We start from the raw sequence: 280 nt of genomic DNA on the forward strand, positions 1-280 counted from the left end.
GATGAATATAGTCTGGCGCCTGCCAGCCAAACTGCTGATACAACGAAATTTGCCGCACCGTCGGTTCTATGAGATCGGCGCCGCGCACAATTTCCGTCACGCCCTGGAAATGGTCATCTACCACTACCGCGAGGTTATAGGCAAACAGCCCGTCGCGGCGGTGAATAATAAAATCTTCGCCAGCAAGTTGCGGGTCAGCCTGAATTACACCGCGTAGCCGGTCAGTAAACTGCAGCACGGGGCGGCGTTGCTTGATGCGGACAGCCGCCTGCTCTGGCCC

The 280-nt window shown here is 57.1% G+C and carries 1 protein-coding gene; it reads right to left on the reverse strand.

Features of this window, described 5'->3' with window-relative positions:
- Window positions 1–280, reverse strand: a 280-nt coding sequence (locus KQJ18_RS24505; RefSeq protein WP_253297577.1) for a glutamate--tRNA ligase family protein, incomplete at both ends; no start/stop codon positions are given.

Origin of the sequence: Citrobacter sp. S55_ASV_140 (assembly GCF_018919505.1) — a bacterium.
GTDB classification, from domain to species: Bacteria; Pseudomonadota; Gammaproteobacteria; order Enterobacterales; family Enterobacteriaceae; genus Citrobacter; species Citrobacter werkmanii.